The sequence below is a fragment of the Paenibacillus sp. 01T431 genome (assembly GCF_056398625.1).
Window position 1 is genome coordinate 324,604 of the sequence record NZ_JBFTPT010000011.1, and the last position, 13,593, is coordinate 338,196.

Consider the following 13,593-nt stretch of genomic DNA (forward strand, 5'->3'; position numbering starts at 1 on the left):
TTTACTCAAATCGATGCCATGCCTATATTATTTAAGCACTATATCCAGCCGCATAATCGTTATATAAGCTTGTTGACGTGTATACGTGCCTTTTGGGCTGAATTTATTGTTTCCAATGCCTTTCATGACATCATGCATCGACACAAAATCAACGCTCGGCTTAGCCCAGCTTGCTATGATGCTGTTGTCTGCAAATACTGAAGCGTCAGCTGGAACCTTATAGCCAAGCACCTTGGCTGTGTTCGTAAGCATGACCGCTGCTTCTTGCCTTGTGATGCTTCCGCTCGGATCAAACTTCCCATTTCCTTTACCTTTGACGATACCCATCAAATAAGCAGCTACTACTTCTTTAACCTTCGTATCCGTAAATGGATTATCGCTCAGGACAACTTGTTTTTCTGCTAAAATCTCATCAATCGTTTGGCTTTTCTCCACTTCAAGCAGTTTAATAATAATTTTCGCAAAATCTGCACGTGTGATTAGCTTCTTGTAGTTGTTTTGCAGCTCCGCTGGAATAAGCCCGGCTGATATCGCTTCATCTACCTCTATCTTTGCCCAAGCATCAGGTTGATCGCCTACGGCTGCACTCGTGTCAATTTTAAAGAAGTAGCTTGCCCTGTCGCCTGTCGCCTCATCTAAGATGAACAATTCATAATAGGGAACACCATAATCAAAGGTTACTGTTCCCGTCGTATTAGCGGGTAAAGCATTAACGAGCTCCTTCTTGCCGTTTATCGTCCAAGGTACTGGACTCGAAACCAAAACACCATTTACCAAGCTATAACCAAATACAACAACGCTAGTATCAACCTTTGCTGTATAGCTCAGAACTGCTTTTTCTGGAACGAGTATCGAAGTAATTGTAACATCCTTATATACATCTCCTAGATCATTGAACGTTAGCGTCTCTTTCACTTCGCCCGATTTCTTCGAAATCGAATATGTATACTTATCCTTCGAAATCTCAGCTGCAGCAGCTGGCATTACGAATGAAAACGTCATTAAGCAGATTGTCAGCCATATCAAAACAGCTTTTTCCCTTCTTTTCATACCAGTACCTCCATGTTTAATGAAATGTATCTGCTATTAATTCAACAATACCAGTGGATTTCCCTTCATTTTCGACAAAACCGCTGCTTATAAAACCTATACAATAAATAGCAAAAGACATTTGTGCACTTTCAGTGCGGCAAATGTCCTTTATTCATACTGTTGCTATTGTTGATGCTTCTGTATCAATTCCCGCTTTAGCTCCCACGTCGCTTCACTTAAATTAACGCGGTACGCTTCCGCATTGAGCTTACGCAAATATTGCGGCCAAAATAGTTCAAATTGTCCCTTATGATAGCTTCGAATTTGATCTAAGCTCGGCATATTATATACTAATTCGCCATCTGTAAAAATCGGCTTTAATAATGTTATCGCCTCATAATGAGTAATAAATTTATGGATATAAGAATGAACCGGGTCAAACAGTTTAATTCGCTCTCCCCTGTTTACATGCTGCTCATCCCTCAGCGTAATATAATCCGCTTCTGCTTTTCCAGTTGATGTGTTAATGATACGGTAAAGCTGCTTGAACCCCGGTGTGGATATCTTCTCTGGATTAGCTGAAATTTTGATAACCGGCTCGTAGCTCCCGTTTTTCTCGCGCGCGACAAGCTTGTACACACCACCGAGTGAAGGCTGATCCGCTGCGGTAATCAGCTTCGTACCGATACCCCATACATCAATCTTTGCGCCTTGCGACTTTAGGTTAGAAATAATAGCTTCGTCCAAGTCACTGGAGGCAACGATATTCACATAAGGCAGGCCAGCTTCATCGAGCATTTTCCGCGCCATTTGTGATAAATACGCCAAATCGCCGCTATCAAGGCGGATCGCATTCATTCGTTTACCCTGGCTCTCTAGCATATGGGCGATCTTAATCGCGTTGGGAACTCCGCTTTTGAGCGTGTTGTACGTATCTACCAGTAGAGTTACATAGTCAGGCAGCGATTCCGCATAAGCTCGAAATGCTTCCTCCTCCGTATCATGCCCCTGCACCCAAGAATGAGCATGCGTGCCTTTGGCAGGAATGCCAAACAGCATGCCAGCCCTCATATTAGACGTCGCATGGAAGCCCGCGATATAAGTAGCTCTTGCTCCCCAAACCGCTGCATCTGCCTCTTGCGCACGCCTCGTTCCGAACTCAAGCAATACGTCATCTGGAGCAACCTGCTTAATTCGAGCAGCCTTTGTCGCGATCAACGTCTGATAGTTCATCATATTGAGGATAGCCGTTTCTATGAGCTGTGCTTCAAATACGCGTGCCTCAACGCAGAACAATGGTTCATTCGCAAAAACGAGCGTTCCTTCCTCTACCGAATAAATATTGCCTGTAAACCGAAAGCTGCGCAGCTCATCAAGAAACTCCTCTTTGTAGTTCTCTTCTTGCGTACGCAAATATGTAATTTCCTCTTCTCCGAAATGAAGCGATTGAATGTATTCCACAATTCTCTCCAAACCTGCGAATACAGCAAAGCCGTTATTAAAGGGAAGCTTGCGGAAATACGCCTCAAATACGACCCTCTCATCTTTGCTTCCTTGCAGCCAATGCGCGTACATCATATTTATTTGGTACTTATCTGTATGAAGTGTCAAATTTGTATAACTCATCCCATTAACTCCCTTCCCTAGTACTCTCTCCAATACCCGTTCCTTTAACTCTTGAAAACAAAAAAAGCGCCGTTGAGATCGAATAGCTCCGCTCAATAACGCATCATATTTTCACTTCGGTGCTCTTGTACCGGTACATTATTTGAACCAGCCCTTTTCTTTAAACCGAGTAATCGCCTCGATGCGGTTGCTGACGTCAAGCTTATCAAGAATGACAGATATATAGTTGCGAACGGTACCCGTCGTAATAAACAGCTCGCTTGCAATTTCCTTCGTGTTTTTCCCATCTGCTACGAGCACAAGCACTTCCTTCTCGCGCTCTGTTAACGGATTTTCTTGTCCGTATGCCTCATCTACAAGCTCCGATGCGAAGATCCGTCGTCCAGCCATGACGCTGCGAATCGAATTGGCAAGCTCCTCGCTTGGGCTGTCCTTAAGCAAATAGCCGCTAACTCCCGCTTTGAGAGCACGCTCAAAGTAACCGGATCTTGCAAATGTCGTCAAAATAATGACCTTGCAGCCCTGTCCCTTCAGCTCCTCAGCAGCATCAAGCCCTGTCTTGGCCGGCATTTCAATATCCATAATGCAAATATCAGGCTTATGCTCATGCACAAGACTTATGGCATCTTCTCCATTGCTTGCTCTTCCGACGACCTTCATATCCTCTTCCAAGTCAAGCAAGGAAGCGAGGGCGCCCAGCAGCATACGCTGATCCTCGGCAATGACGATTCTGATCATATTATCCCTCAATTCCCTTTTCAGCTTATCATTACATTTGTTTAATAACGTTTGGCACCTTAATAATGAGCGTCGCACCATCATTCGAAATGATATCTAGGCTTCCATTCACGAACTCAAGACGCTCCTTCATGCCTTGAAGACCATGGCCTCCGCAGTTTCTAGCTTCCTCAGGAATTCCTACACCATTGTCCTGCACCTTCAGTGACAGCTCTGTACGCGATGATTGGATCGTTACGGTGCACGTCGTTGCTCCGCTGTGCTTGACAACATTCGTTACCGCTTCCTTCAAACACATGCTGAGAACATTTTCAGTGAGCAAATTCGCAGTACCAAGCTTCAATTCTCCCACGAGCTCGAATTCAATTTCGGCTGCCTTCAAAATCTGCTTTACCCGAAACATTTCATCCTCAATTCTCGTCCCGCGCATCTGTGTAACCATTTCCCGCACTTCTTTAAGCGCGGTTCTCGCCGTCTGGCGAACATCATTGATTTCCGCTTGGGCTTGCGCTGGGTTCTTAACCATCAGCTTGCCGGCGAGGTCACTCTTCAAACCGATTAGCGACAGCTTCTGTCCCAGTGTATCATGCAAATCACGTGCGATTCGCTGCCTCTCCTCAAGCTTTACAAGTTCCGATATCCGCTTATTCGCGTCCTCAAGCTGCCCTTCGAGCTGCCCCTGCTTGTTTTTGTTGTACGTGTTGAAGGGAAGCAGAATAACGACGATGAGACTGATGAGTATGAACGGAAACTGTGTAAAAAACAACGTGTTCTGTGTAGCAAATCCGTAATTCACCGTTACGAACGTACTGACAATATGAATCGTATACAAAGTAAAAAATCCAGCTCGATTCTGAATATGTCCGATAAAAAAAGCTAGAAATATCGAAAAATAAACATAACTGAACAATAAGGTCATCGCAATCGATATAATAATTTGCACACTGGTCCAGAAATACACTAGCCAGCCCTTAGACACAAACGATAGCCGGTAACAAATAAAAAATAAAATAATCATGATGATACCGGATACGGCTTCATAAGGGGAAGACGAACGAAAAATAAAATAAAAAGGCAAAATACAGAAGACGACCCAAACATATGGGCTTAGACCTGTGTTTTTCTGAAAAATCTGATACCACTTGTTCATGGTCGTCCATCCTTTTTCCCATGCCATACGATGGTTATGATTATTTTATAATCATTTTAGCATATACAACATTTCAAGTATTTATTTTCCTTGATGCTATATGCACTAGAAGCCAGCCTGTAAGGGCGTGGCTTCTGGTGTATGTTTAAATGGAGTTATTTAAATTTCAAGCTTGCTTGTGTCGCTTTTATTTTCTCAGATGATGCTTTTGCTTTACGAAGACGATGCTTGATCCCTTTGAAGCTGACAAATTTTTTGTCTGATTCATCCCAAAGACGGAACTGGAGCGATTCTAAGCTTTCGCTGATCGTAATCGTCGTCGCTTTGTGAAGCGGCGGCGTTGCATTATGCGCTTTTTCCAAGTTATAGTTCGGAACCTTTGGGCTCAAATGATGAACGTGGTGGAAGCCGATGTTGCCTGTAATCCATTGCAGCACTTTAGGCAGCTTGTAGTAAGAGCTTCCGTCAACGGCAGCTTTCACATAACTCCACTCGTCTTCATTCTCAAAATAAGAATCCTCAAATTGATGCTGTACATAAAACAACCATATGCCGAGCAGACCCGATACAAAAAACACAGGACCTTGAACAAGCAGGAATGCTTGCCAACCGATTGCCCAGATCAGAAGCGCGTAAGAGCCTACGATCAAAGCATTTGTTAAATAAGTGTTCATCCGTTCCTTGCGTCTAGCACCTTTAACATTAAAGCGGTATTGAATAAGAAAAACACCGATTGGACCAAGTCCAAACATAACTAGCGGATGACGATACATACGATAGGCAAACCGGCGCATAAGCGGCGCTGCTGCGTATTCTTCCACCGTTAAAATCCACAAATCGCCAACGCCCCGTTTATCGAGGTTGCTGCTTGTTGCATGATGGATAGAATGTGAATTTTTCCACTGTCTATAAGGGACAAGCGTAATAACGCCTGTAATTGTACCTATGATATCGTTTGCTTTTTTGCTTTTGAAAAACGATCCGTGACAGCAGTCATGAAAGATGATGAAGGTACGAATGACGAAACCAGAAGTAAGCACCACCAACGGAGCAGTAAGCCAGTACGATATGGAAAGACTATAGTAAGAGGCATACCAGAGCAGAACGAGTGGCACTAAGGTGTTAATAAGCTGTCTGATACTCGACTTTAAATCCGTTTTCTCAAATGGGGCAACTTCTTTTTTCAAGTGAGCATGTTTAAGCTCTGTCATCGCATTTTCCTCCTCAATATGACGCTTGGAGAGTATCCCGGACGTCTAACGCAGTATTCTAACTTTATTGTAAAGAAAACTGTCAGGTCATTGTAGTCATAAACGTCAATACGATGGCATGACATTTGTCATATAGCCATCTGGGAAGTTGTCTTATTTATGTAAAAGAACCCATAAAACAGAAAGAAGCTACCCGAAAGAAGCATTCGCTTCTTCCAGATAGCTCTTTATTTGCTAACCCTAATTAAATAGCCCAATTTCCTTTACGGAAAATAGGGACAACCTTTCCATCCTTCGTGATGCCATCGATATCCATTTCAGCTGAGCCGATCATAAAATCATTATGCGTGATGCTGGCATTTACGCCATTCTCAGCAAGCTCTTCTGGTGACATCGACTTGCCGCCCTCGATATTGAAAGCATAACCGCTGCCGATTGCCAGGTGATTAGATGCATTCTCATCAAACAACGTATTATAGAACAAGATGTTGGACTGCGAAATCGGTGACTCATGCGGAACGAGCGCAACCTCGCCTAGGTAATGCGCGCCATCGTCAATGTCTACAAGCTTCTGCAGGATGTCTTGGCCTTCTTCAGCCTCTACCTTCACAATACGTCCGGCTTCAAACGTCAGCTTGAAACGATCGATAATATTGCCGCCATAGCTTAGCGGCTTCGTGCTGGATACATAACCGTTTGCGCCTGTTTTTAGCGGAACTGTAAACACTTCCTCGGTCGGCATATTCGCCATGAAAGGAATGTTGTTAATGTTCGTACTGCCTGCAGCGACCCAAATATGCTTCTCCGGCAATTCAATCGTAAGATCCGTGCCAGGAGCCGTATAATGCAATTTGTGAAAACGGTTCTGGTTGAGCGTCTCGCCCTTGCTGTGCAGGTTCGCATTATGCTCTTCCCACGCTTTGACAGGGTTCTCAGCATGCAAACGAACCGATTCAAAAATAGCTGTCCACAGCTTTTGGGCCGCTTCCTCTTCCCCTGCATCCGGGAATACTTTCGCTGCCCATTGCTTGCTCGCTGCCGCAACTACTGTCCAGCTCACCTTATCCGATTGAATAGCTCTGCGGAACTCCTGCAAGCCTTGGCCTGATGCCTTCTGGAAGCTGGAAATACGTCCTGAATCGATGCCTTTCAGCAAATCTGGGCTTGATGAAACGATGGAGATAAATGCTGCTCCACGTTCCACAAACGAGTTGCGTTTTGCCGTTTCCCATTCGGGGTAACGCGCAAATACTTCGTCTGCTGCTTGCTCATATTTTAATCTGGACAATGAATCGTCAGTCCATTCCACATGGACGTTGCTCGCGCCTGCTTCATAGGCTTTGCCGGCTACAAGTCTAACGAGTGCTGCTTGATCGACAGCTCCTGTAACGAATACCTCTTGGCCCTGCTGTACGTTCACTCCAATTTTTACAATCAACTCTGCATACGTATCTAAATGATGTTCAAATCCACTCATGATCTCGTATTCTCCCTTCATTCATACCTCTATGTACAAACATGCTGCAGCCTAAATTGTATCGAATATACAAGCCCATAGTCAAATAACATGGACCTACGAATTAGACTCTGGTCCAGAGCTGCAAATACCATAAAAGAAGAGATGAATAAACTCATCAAGAAAATCGTCTACTTGTTCGCTTTGCTGCGCCAAATCTAGGAACATGTGGGATTGCGCTTTTAGCATATTGATATAAGCGATAATGGTCGGAGTCGATACCTTTTTCGAGATCTCGCCCTTCCTTTTCCCTTCTTCTACAAATTGTACGACGAGCGGCATCCCCTTTGTTCGATAAAGCTCTTCAATATATTGATTCGTTTCGTCATCAATCAGGAACTGTGTGAAAAATTCAGGAGTAAAGGCGCGATAAGCTTCCTTATCTACAAACACGATATATTGAATGATCTCCTTTAAGGAGTGATTACCTTGAATGAATGTTTCAAAATCGGTAATGCTCTTATCAATAAATTGTTTGAATACCTCGCTAAGCAGTGCTTCCTTACTGCCGAAATAATTGTAAATCGTCACTTGAGATACTTCAGCTTCCGCTGCAATATCCGCGATTCGTATTTTTTTTGGCTCCCACGTCTTGAGCATGTCTAACACCGTCTTCTTAATCTTCTCCTTGATTAATTCCTTCCTTCTCTCGAAACCGTTCATACTGCCTCCTGCAATCACGTCTATTTTAATTTAATGAAATTATAGCACATCTATATTTCATAACCCATTGACTTCTAATCCTAACGAAATTATCATAAATAATGAAATCAAATAATAAAATAATTTCATAATTACAAATGCGGGGTGCAGCGGTATATGTTAATCGTTGAGGGGCTGACTAAGCTTTTTCGGAATGGCCGCGGCATTACAGATGTGTCATTCACGGTAAACAAAGGTGAAGTGTTCGGTTTTTTGGGGCCTAATGGTGCAGGCAAATCGACGACTATTCGTCACATTATGGGTTTTATGAAGCCGGATCATGGACGCGTATCCATAAAGGGACTCGATACCTGGGCGAAACAAGGAACGGTGCAGAAGTTTGTTGGCTATTTACCAGGGGAAATCGCTTTTATCGAAGGAATGACAGGAAAAGCTTTTCTTGAATTTCTATCTTCCATGCAGAGAGTGGACAGCTCAGCCAAGCGCCGGAGCCTAATCGAACGGCTGCAATTTGACGTCAACACACCGATTCGAAAGATGTCCAAAGGCATGAAGCAAAAAGTCGGAATTGTCGCCGCATTCATGCATGATCCCGAATTAATCATTCTCGATGAACCTACCTCCGGTCTCGATCCTCTCATGCAGCAGACATTTATTGAGCTTGTTCTCGAGGAGAAGGCGAAAGGAACGACCTTTCTGATGTCTTCCCATAGCTTTACCGAAATCGAGCGAACCTGCGACCGCGCCGCCATAATAAAGGACGGGAAAGTGATGACCGTCAAAAACATACATGAGCTTCAGTCCATGCAGCGCAAGCTGGTTGAGATTGTTTTCGAGCAAGCCACAGATGCTCATCTGTTCGTGTTATCGGGCACAGTGCCTATCGAATCACACGATGGCAGACGGGTCACAGTCGCCGTGCAGGGCAATTATAACGAGCTGATTCGAGAGACGGCCAAATACCCTATTCGCAGCCTCGATATCACCGCACAAAATCTTGAGGACGTATTCATGCACTATTATGACCGGAAGGAGCTCGCCTGATGAACGCTCCCCTTTTCAAACAAATGATGAAGATCAATCTTAAAGGAATAAGCAACTACGCCTTCGGCTCGGCCTTCTACATTTTGCTCATGTTTTGGCTGTATCCCGGCATCGCGCAAAACACAGGAGCACTTAACGAGCTTATGTCGGCTCTGCCCGAAGGGCTTATGAATGCTTTCGGCGTCCAAGCCGGCTTCGGCAGCATGGAGGCCTTCATCTCGGGAGAGTATTACGGACTCATTTTGCCTCTCCTGCTCTCTATTTTCAGCATCATGCTGTCGACGGACCTCATGGCAGGGCTGGTGGATCAAGGCTCCATGGCTTATCTGCTGTCCACACCGACGTCTCGACAGCGTATCGCCGCAACGCAAGCGAGTGTGCTCATCGCTGGGCTGCTGCTGATTATGATCGTTACGACAGCTGCAGGTTTTATTGGCTATGTCTTGTTTATCGGTGATCGATACGAATTTGACGGTTCCCGCTTCATTTTATTGAATGTGATTGCATGGATGTTATTTTTTGCAGTAGGGGGAATTTCCTTCTTCATCTCTGCCTTCTCTAGCGATGAAAAGAAAGCACTAGGCATCTCAGGGGTCATTACATTCGGCATGTTCGGACTCGATATGCTCGGCAAAATAAGCGCGAATATAAACTGGTTAAAGTATTTCTCCCTCTTTTCATTATATAGGCCAAGCGAAATCGCAAGCGGCAGCAGCGACCCGGTACTCGCTTTGGTCATACTCTTCTTGATCGGTCTTGCTGGCTTTATGGCGGGTATCCTCACTTTCAGCAAACGAGACCTGCCGTTGTAATGCCTTAATAAGTATCGTGACACGCCAAAAAAGAGGAAGCCCATCGTCGGGCATCCTCTTTTTTTACAATTCGATATATAGATGGTTGATGGCCATTGCCTCAGCCATCACTTTTTGCCGCAGCTCTGCAGGCCCAACCGCTTCTATTCGTGAACCATAACTTAAAATAATTTCGCACGCCGATTCCAATCCTTGAAATTCAACTCGCGCCGATGACCAACTCGTTTTCAGCGAAGGGCTGCTTTCTACGATTTTCACATATCGTTCTTTGGATAGCCGAGAGAGCACCGTATCATGAAAAGTAATAACAGCTGGATATTGCGGCAGTCTCTGCTTAAATTCACCCATGGACTGTTCCCAGTACTGAGCCAGATCAAAGTCTGCTGGGCGTTCGAAACGCTCCTCCAGCATAAGGGCATCCAATAATCTTGAGATTCGGTAGGTCCGTTTCTCCCCTTTCACTTCGCCAATCAAATACCAAACGTTGCGCTTAGCAACGAGTCCAAGCGGAGAGACGATTCGCTCGGCGATACCGTCCTCGCGATGATAGCGAATCTGCAATAATCGTTCTTCCCAAACGGCTTCCTGCACAATCGACAAGAATGGCATTAACTCTTCCATCTGATGCCAGCCCGCTCCATCAATATGAATCTTTTGCTTCATAAGAGCTGCCCCTTTGCTCACTTCAGCAGGAGAGGCAGCCAGTATTTTTTGAACAGCCGCTTCATAATGACTCGCAATTCCTAGATCGCTCAGCAAAGAAGATGGACTGCCAACGATAACAGACACTAATTCATCCGCATGCATACCCGTTAGATTGGTTCGATACCCCTCGGATAAAACCCATCCTCCGTGCACTCCCCTCTCCGCATAAACCGGAATGCCCGCTTCACTAAGCGACTCCATATCACGAATGATGGTACGCTCGGATACCTCCAGCTTTTCCGCAAGTTCTTTTGATGTCAATTTCCCGCTGTTTTGCATCAATAATAGGATGGCAATTAACCGTCCCGCTCTCATATGCTAGGCCTCCTGTGCTGCTCTAATCCGTTTTTTTCATTGTAGCATGAATATATGACAGTAGTTGTCGTATATCGTTTGCTAAACTGACAAAGAGTAAACCATAGAAATCGGAATGGAGAGATACAATGAAACCATTAGAGGGAAAAATCGCAGTCGTTGCTGGAGCTACACGAGGAGCTGGACGCGGTATTGCAGTAAGTCTTGGAGAAGCAGGAGCCACCGTTTACTGCACAGGAAGAAGCATTCGCGGCCAAGCCTCCGATTTGAACAGAGCGGAAACGATTGAAGAAACAGCCGAATTGGTCACTGCACGAGGAGGCGTGGGCATCCCGGTTAGAGTGGACCATACAGTTGAAGCGGACGTTCAGGCTTTGTTCGAGCAAATCAATAAGGAGCAAAATGGACAACTGGATGTGCTGGTCAATAACATTTGGGGAGGAGAAAAATTAACGGAATGGGGAAAGCCGTTTTGGGAGCATTCGTTAAGCAAGGGCCTGCTAATGCAAGAGCGTGCCGTAAAAGCTCATCTCATTACGAGTCATTATGGGGCTCCATTGCTGGTGAAACGGAGAAAGGGACTAATTATTGAAGTAACGGACGGAATCGATTACCGTTATCGCGGAAGCTTGTTTTATAGCTTGGCCAAAATTTCGCCTATTCATCTTGCCGCAGCAATGGCAGCTGACCTTAAGCCCCATGAAGTAACGGCTGTTGCTGTAACCCCCGGCTTCCTTCGTTCTGAGGAAATGCTTGAGCATTTTGAAGTAACGGAAGAAACGTGGCTTGATGCTGTGCATGGCGGCAAGCCAGATGCCGAGCATTTCAGCCAATCGGAAACGCCATATTTTGTTGGACGCGGAATCGCAGCTCTTGCAGCAAGCAGCGATTTGCTTGAAAGATCCGGACAAGTATTCCCGAGCTGGCAGCTGTCTGATGAGTTCGGCATAACCGACGTCGATGGCAGACAGCCGCACTGGGGAAATTATGCGAAGCAGCATGGTTTCTTGTAATACCTACTTTACCCGTTTACAACTTCTCCGCCGTTAATATGCAGCATCTGGCCTGACATATAACTGGAATCATCACAAGCTAGGTAGACATAGGCAGCTGCTAACTCATGCGGCTGTCCTGGTCGTTTCATCGGTGTATCTGAGCCAAAAGTGGCTACGGACTGCTCATCGAATGTCGCTGGAATAAGCGGCGTCCAGATCGGTCCGGGAGCTACACCGTTAACACGAATGCCTTGCTCAGCCAAATTTACTGACAATGCGCGCGTAAAGGAAACGATTGCTCCTTTTGTAGCGGAGTAATCAATTAACGTCGGATTGCCTTTGTATGCCGTTATAGATGCCGTATTGATAATGGAGCTGGATGCCTTCAAGTGCGGCAAAGCGACGATCGTCAAATAGAACATGCTGAACACATTCGTTCGGAACGTAGCCACCAGCTGATCCGACGTAATATCCTCAAGCTTCTGCTGCACATGCTGCTCTGCTGCGTTATTCACCAAAATATCCAGCTTGCCATACTCCTTAATCGTCTGCTCGATGACACTTTTGCAAAAATCCTCTTCGCCGACGTCGCCAGCAATAAGCAAACATTTCACGCCAGCTTTCTCTACAACTTCCTTCGTCTTCTCTGCATCGCCATGCTCATTCAAATATACGATCGCTAAATCCGCGCCCTCTTTGGCAAAAGCAACGGCTACCGCGCGGCCAATGCCGCTATCTCCACCCGTAATAATAGCTGTCTTCCCTTTCAGCTTGCCTGCCGCTTTATATGAATCCGATTCAAAAATCGGCAGCGGCTTCATCTCGGATTCAATGCCCGGTTGACGGTTTTGGTGCTGCGGCGGGTTAATATTTTTTTGTGATGACGATTTAGACATGAGAAAATCAGCTCCTTATATTTTTTCCATAAAAGATTTCATCCATCTCGGTCTTTAATCTTCTCGTAATTTCCTCTTGCTCTATGGTTGACAACGAATCCTTCGTATAGCCAAACAAATAGTTGTTCAAATCAAATTGCTTCAGCTTGCATTTGGTATGAAACACATTTTCTTGATAAATATTAACGTCGATCATGTCATACAAAAGAGATTCCTTCTTCGGTATGTAGTTCTGAATCGAGTTAATATCGTGATCAATAAAAAGTTTATAACCATTAATGTCACGAGTGAAACCTCTCACACGATAATCCAGTGTCATAATATCGGTATCAAATGAATGGATCAGATAGTTCAGCGCTTTAAGCGGTGAGATCTCGCCGCAGGTCGATACATCAATATCTGCGCGGAACGTGCTTATCCCTTCGTTCGGATGATACTCCGGATACGTATGAACCGTTATATGGCTTTTATCCAAATGCATCACTACGGAATCAGGCAAGGGACCCGGCGATTCTTCAAACGACTCATTGGGTCCGCCAATTACCGGCCCTTCCGATACGAGCAAAGTAACGCTGGCACCCTGCGGCTCATAATCCTGCTTTGCAATATTAAGCACATGCGCTCCAATAATATCCGATACCGTTTCCAAAATATTCGTCAGCCTATCCGAATTATATTGTTCGTCTATATAGGCGATATATGCTTCACGCTCTTCTTTCGTTCTTGTATAACACACATCATACATATTGAAGCTGAGTGACTTCGTTAAATTATTAAAGCCATGCAGCTGAATTCTTTGTTCCGGTGTAAGTTTCAAGCGCACATCCTCCTTTTCAATAACTACTATTTCCTTTTACCCAAAGACCGATGCGGCAAAACTTTTATGTTGC

The 13,593-nt window shown here is 45.0% G+C and carries 13 protein-coding genes; 3 read left to right on the top strand and 10 right to left on the bottom strand.

Annotation, left to right across the window (positions count from 1 at the left end):
- Positions 1–27: 27 nt before the first annotated feature.
- From AC1DM9_RS21295 to AC1DM9_RS21325, 7 genes are all read right to left on the bottom strand, one after another.
- Complete coding sequence (locus AC1DM9_RS21295; protein ID WP_477512498.1) at positions 28–1,050, bottom strand: S-layer homology domain-containing protein; 1,023 nt, start codon at positions 1,048–1,050, stop codon at positions 28–30.
- A 165-nt stretch (positions 1,051–1,215) separates the two neighbouring features.
- Positions 1,216–2,658: a nicotinate phosphoribosyltransferase gene (locus AC1DM9_RS21300; RefSeq protein WP_477512499.1), complete on the bottom strand. Its 1,443-nt coding sequence runs from the start codon at positions 2,656–2,658 to the stop codon at positions 1,216–1,218.
- A 138-nt stretch (positions 2,659–2,796) separates the two neighbouring features.
- Entirely contained in the window at positions 2,797–3,396 is a 600-nt protein-coding gene (locus AC1DM9_RS21305) for a response regulator (protein ID WP_441877504.1), read from the bottom strand.
- Positions 3,397–3,427: 31 nt separating this feature from the next.
- Positions 3,428–4,546: a sensor histidine kinase gene (locus AC1DM9_RS21310; RefSeq protein WP_477512500.1), complete on the bottom strand. Its 1,119-nt coding sequence runs from the start codon at positions 4,544–4,546 to the stop codon at positions 3,428–3,430.
- Positions 4,547–4,701: 155 nt separating this feature from the next.
- On the bottom strand, positions 4,702–5,757 hold the full coding sequence (gene desA / locus AC1DM9_RS21315) for a Delta(5) desaturase DesA (protein ID WP_441877510.1): 1,056 nt from the start codon (positions 5,755–5,757) through the stop codon (positions 4,702–4,704).
- A 244-nt stretch (positions 5,758–6,001) separates the two neighbouring features.
- On the bottom strand, positions 6,002–7,234 hold the full coding sequence (locus AC1DM9_RS21320; RefSeq protein WP_339207151.1) for an aminopeptidase: 1,233 nt from the start codon (positions 7,232–7,234) through the stop codon (positions 6,002–6,004).
- 96 nt (positions 7,235–7,330) lie between these two features.
- Entirely contained in the window at positions 7,331–7,936 is a 606-nt protein-coding gene (locus AC1DM9_RS21325; RefSeq protein ID WP_441877513.1) for a TetR/AcrR family transcriptional regulator, read from the bottom strand.
- Positions 7,937–8,092: 156 nt separating this feature from the next.
- Here AC1DM9_RS21325 and AC1DM9_RS21330 point away from each other — a divergent pair, with 156 nt between their 5' ends.
- On the top strand, positions 8,093–8,980 hold the full coding sequence (locus AC1DM9_RS21330; RefSeq protein WP_339207147.1) for an ABC transporter ATP-binding protein: 888 nt from the start codon (positions 8,093–8,095) through the stop codon (positions 8,978–8,980).
- The gene (locus tag AC1DM9_RS21335; protein ID WP_477582041.1) at positions 8,980–9,792 is read left to right on the top strand and encodes an ABC transporter permease subunit; all 813 of its coding nucleotides are present in this window, start codon (positions 8,980–8,982) and stop codon (positions 9,790–9,792) included. Before AC1DM9_RS21330 ends, AC1DM9_RS21335 begins: the two co-directional genes overlap by 1 nt.
- Before the next feature lie 63 nt (positions 9,793–9,855).
- On the opposite strand, the gene AC1DM9_RS21340 is transcribed toward AC1DM9_RS21335, so the two are convergent.
- Entirely contained in the window at positions 9,856–10,812 is a 957-nt protein-coding gene (locus AC1DM9_RS21340; protein WP_477582043.1) for a helix-turn-helix transcriptional regulator, read from the bottom strand.
- Between the two features lie 128 nt (positions 10,813–10,940).
- Here AC1DM9_RS21340 and AC1DM9_RS21345 point away from each other — a divergent pair, with 128 nt between their 5' ends.
- The gene (locus AC1DM9_RS21345) at positions 10,941–11,825 is read left to right on the top strand and encodes an SDR family oxidoreductase (protein ID WP_441877525.1); all 885 of its coding nucleotides are present in this window, start codon (positions 10,941–10,943) and stop codon (positions 11,823–11,825) included.
- 8 nt (positions 11,826–11,833) lie between these two features.
- Here the strand turns inward: AC1DM9_RS21345 and AC1DM9_RS21350 are convergent, their stop codons facing one another.
- Positions 11,834–12,703 (bottom strand): SDR family oxidoreductase, encoded by an 870-nt coding sequence (locus tag AC1DM9_RS21350; protein WP_441877528.1) that lies wholly within the window; start codon positions 12,701–12,703, stop codon positions 11,834–11,836.
- 7 nt (positions 12,704–12,710) lie between these two features.
- Positions 12,711–13,520, bottom strand: a complete 810-nt coding sequence (gene speD, locus AC1DM9_RS21355) for an adenosylmethionine decarboxylase (protein WP_076271701.1) — start codon at positions 13,518–13,520, stop codon at positions 12,711–12,713.
- Positions 13,521–13,593: the final 73 nt, after the last annotated feature.

What these genes read in the sequence shown, in the direction of transcription:
- AC1DM9_RS21295 (WP_477512498.1), bottom strand. Translation starts at nt 1,050, where the DNA reads ATGAAAAGAAGGGAAAAAGCTGTTTTGATATGGCTGACAATCTGCTTA.
- AC1DM9_RS21300 (WP_477512499.1), bottom strand. Translation starts at nt 2,658, where the DNA reads ATGAGTTATACAAATTTGACACTTCATACAGATAAGTACCAAATAAAT.
- AC1DM9_RS21305 (WP_441877504.1), bottom strand. Translation starts at nt 3,396, where the DNA reads ATGATCAGAATCGTCATTGCCGAGGATCAGCGTATGCTGCTGGGCGCC.
- AC1DM9_RS21310 (WP_477512500.1), bottom strand. Translation starts at nt 4,546, where the DNA reads ATGAACAAGTGGTATCAGATTTTTCAGAAAAACACAGGTCTAAGCCCA.
- desA (WP_441877510.1), bottom strand. Translation starts at nt 5,757, where the DNA reads ATGACAGAGCTTAAACATGCTCACTTGAAAAAAGAAGTTGCCCCATTT.
- AC1DM9_RS21320 (WP_339207151.1), bottom strand. Translation starts at nt 7,234, where the DNA reads ATGAGTGGATTTGAACATCATTTAGATACGTATGCAGAGTTGATTGTA.
- AC1DM9_RS21325 (WP_441877513.1), bottom strand. Translation starts at nt 7,936, where the DNA reads ATGAACGGTTTCGAGAGAAGGAAGGAATTAATCAAGGAGAAGATTAAG.
- AC1DM9_RS21330 (WP_339207147.1), top strand. Translation starts at nt 8,093, where the DNA reads ATGTTAATCGTTGAGGGGCTGACTAAGCTTTTTCGGAATGGCCGCGGC.
- AC1DM9_RS21335 (WP_477582041.1), top strand. Translation starts at nt 8,980, where the DNA reads ATGAACGCTCCCCTTTTCAAACAAATGATGAAGATCAATCTTAAAGGA.
- AC1DM9_RS21340 (WP_477582043.1), bottom strand. Translation starts at nt 10,812, where the DNA reads ATGAGAGCGGGACGGTTAATTGCCATCCTATTATTGATGCAAAACAGC.
- AC1DM9_RS21345 (WP_441877525.1), top strand. Translation starts at nt 10,941, where the DNA reads ATGAAACCATTAGAGGGAAAAATCGCAGTCGTTGCTGGAGCTACACGA.
- AC1DM9_RS21350 (WP_441877528.1), bottom strand. Translation starts at nt 12,703, where the DNA reads ATGTCTAAATCGTCATCACAAAAAAATATTAACCCGCCGCAGCACCAA.